Annotated in this window: 1 protein-coding gene, 8 tRNA genes and 1 pseudogene; 8 read left to right on the forward strand and 2 right to left on the reverse strand. The window is 40.7% G+C overall.

The window, feature by feature from the left end; translation table 11 throughout:
- Positions 1 to 23 precede the first annotated feature (23 nt).
- From HT671_RS10380 to HT671_RS10415, 8 genes are all read left to right on the forward strand, one after another.
- A tRNA-Met gene (locus tag HT671_RS10380) sits at positions 24 to 97 on the forward strand.
- A 13-nt stretch (positions 98 to 110) separates the two neighbouring features.
- Positions 111 to 184 (forward strand) — tRNA-Ile (locus HT671_RS10385).
- A gap of 10 nt (positions 185 to 194) precedes the next feature.
- Positions 195 to 284, forward strand: a tRNA-Ser gene (locus HT671_RS10390).
- 10 nt (positions 285 to 294) lie between these two features.
- A tRNA-Met gene (locus tag HT671_RS10395) sits at positions 295 to 368 on the forward strand.
- 3 nt (positions 369 to 371) lie between these two features.
- Positions 372 to 444: transfer RNA gene (locus tag HT671_RS10400), tRNA-Phe, on the forward strand.
- Positions 445 to 463: 19 nt separating this feature from the next.
- Positions 464 to 534 (forward strand) — tRNA-Gly (locus HT671_RS10405).
- Positions 535 to 569: 35 nt separating this feature from the next.
- A tRNA-Ile gene (locus HT671_RS10410) sits at positions 570 to 643 on the forward strand.
- A 6-nt stretch (positions 644 to 649) separates the two neighbouring features.
- Positions 650 to 737, forward strand: a tRNA-Ser gene (locus HT671_RS10415).
- 226 nt (positions 738 to 963) lie between these two features.
- Here the strand turns inward: HT671_RS10415 and birA are convergent.
- Positions 964 to 1,899 (reverse strand): bifunctional biotin--[acetyl-CoA-carboxylase] ligase/biotin operon repressor BirA, encoded by a 936-nt coding sequence (birA, locus tag HT671_RS10420; protein WP_050223738.1) that lies wholly within the window; start codon positions 1,897 to 1,899, stop codon positions 964 to 966.
- Positions 1,896 to 2,532: pseudogene (locus HT671_RS10425) on the reverse strand (AraC family transcriptional regulator); the annotation flags it as partial. The gene birA and the pseudogene HT671_RS10425, both read right to left, overlap by 4 nt.
- Positions 2,533 to 2,549 lie beyond the last annotated feature (17 nt).

The following is a 2,549-nucleotide window of genomic DNA, read 5'->3' on the forward strand; positions in this document are numbered from 1 at the left end:
CGAATCCTGTCTTCCCGATTCATGGCGGTGTAGCTCAGCTGGCTAGAGCGTCCGGTTCATACCCGGGAGGTCGGGGGTTCGATCCCCTTCGCCGCTATAATGATCTTGTCGGACCTTTAGCTCAGCTGGTTAGAGCTCTCGGCTCATAACCGAGTGGTCGTAGGTTCAAGTCCTACAAGGTCCATTTGAATATTGGAGGATTACCCAAGTCCGGCTGAAGGGAACGGTCTTGAAAACCGTCAGGCGTGTAAAAGCGTGCGTGGGTTCGAATCCCACATCCTCCTTTTTTATTAACGCGGGATGGAGCAGCTCGGTAGCTCGTCGGGCTCATAACCCGAAGGTCGTAGGTTCAAATCCTGCTCCCGCAATAAGGCTCGGTAGCTCAGTTGGTAGAGCAATGGATTGAAGCTCCATGTGTCGGCGGTTCGATTCCGTCTCGCGCCATTTTATTGATAGTATTTATGCGGGTGTAGTTTAGTGGTAAAACTACAGCCTTCCAAGCTGTTGTCGCGAGTTCGATTCTCGTCACCCGCTTTGAACTTTGTTCAAATTACCAAGTTTTTTAACTTGGGCGCGTAGCTCAGGTGGTTAGAGCGCACGCCTGATAAGCGTGAGGTCGGTGGTTCGAGTCCACTCGTGCCCATTAATTGGAGAATTACTCAAGAGGCTGAAGAGGACGGTTTGCTAAATCGTTAGGTCGGGTAACTGGCGCAAGGGTTCGAATCCCTTATTCTCCGTTTTAATGAGAGTTTGTAACTCTCTTTTTCATTTGGCTCTTTGTCAACTGTAGTGGGTTGAAGTCAGCTAAGCTCGAGAAAGGACAAATTTCGTCCTTTCTTTTTTGATGTTCAGAGCCTAAAAATCCGTTTTTTGAAGTTTTCAGGCTCTTTGTCAACTGTAGTGGGTTGAAGAAAAGCTAAAATCTTTATATATTGTCGATTTTATGGTTGTTCTAATTTATTATTACTTCCAACTCTTGAGAGAAATTTCTCCGCTATTGAGCCAGATTTCTTTTCCGTTATCACATTGCACCAAAAGTTTTCCACTTTCAGAGATGTCTTTAGCAAGTCCCTTGTAGTCTTTTTGATCTAGTGTGAAAGTAACTTCTTTTCCAAGAACGAATGACTGTTTTTTATATAGGTATAATAACTCATCTGCTGGTGTTTCGAAGAAAGCACGCCAGATTTCTATGATTAATTCATTCCTTGTTATTGGAGCTGTAGTTTTAAATAAGCTAGCAGCTTTTTCTTTTAATTCCTGAGGGAAGTCTTTAATAGTGAAATTGATACCTACTCCAATAATGATATCTGTGACTAAGCCTGTTTCTACAGAGGTCATTGCTTCAGTGAGAATTCCTCCAATTTTATGATTGTTTAGGTAGATATCATTGACCCATTTTATGTCGACATCTATTAAAGTTAGGTTCTTAATGGCTTTGTAGACAGCTCCAGCTACAAGTAGTGTGTAGGACGGTAATTTGTCATAGGGAAGATTTGGTTTAAGATGGAGGGTCATATAAATGCCACCTTGAGGAGAGTAGAAGGAGCGTTGAAAACGGCCACGCCCTGCTATTTGATAGGAAGCTAGATAGAGGGTGTTTGCTTCATAGCCTAAATCAATTGCTTCTTTTGCATCGAGTTGTGTTGATTTTGTTTCGGGTTTAAAACTGATTTTAATTGGAAGATTTTCTTCTAGAATCTCTGGAAGAATAAGGTCACCATTCATCAGTTTATATCCTTTGTTTTTGATACTATCAATTTCAATGCCTTCTTGTTCTAGGCGCCTGATGGCTTTCCAAATTGATGTTCGGGTCAGTGATAGTTCTTCTGCAATCTTTTCTCCGCTGATATAGTCGTTTTCTTTAGCTAGAATCTGATAGACAGCTTGGTAGGATTTCATAGTGTTGCCTTTCTCACTAGTTGGTATTGAGAGGATTCTTTTCTTGTATGACTTGGGGTCTGATTTAAGTATTGTTTATAAGCTTTTGAAAAATGGAGTGGATCTGAAAAACCTACCGAATATGCAATTACCTTGATGGACTCTTGGGTATTTTCGAGAAGTTGTTTAGCTCGGTGCATTCGAACGTAGAGTAGGTATTCTTTGGGTGATAAGGTATTAAATTCTTTGAATACGCTTGATAAGTAGCTTCTGTGAACGGATAGTTCTTTTGTTAAATCTTGAATTGTAAGTGATTGAGGATAGTGGCTATCAATTAATCGTTTGCATTCAAGATAGAGTTGGTAGGTTGATGAAATATTCTTTTTTCTGATTGGGAGCAATAGTTCCCAGATGAAACATCAGTTCATGGAGTTGTCCCATGATATGGAGTTGAGCTAATTCATTGGATTTTGTAATCTGAGCGAAGCGAACAATGTCTGAGATGAGTTTTGCAGTAGTCTGGGTATGACAAGTTTCAGATTGGATGAGATAGGATTGATCAGAAATTTGAGAAAGAGCAAAAAAATCAGGAGCTTTCCCTCCAGTGATTCCTAACCAGTAGTAGGCCCAAGGTTCTTTACTATCTGCTTGATATAGTTATTTAGTTTTAA

It is taken from the genome of Streptococcus sp. 2741 (genome assembly GCF_013276315.1).
Lineage (GTDB): Bacteria > Bacillota > Bacilli > Lactobacillales > Streptococcaceae > Streptococcus > Streptococcus pseudopneumoniae.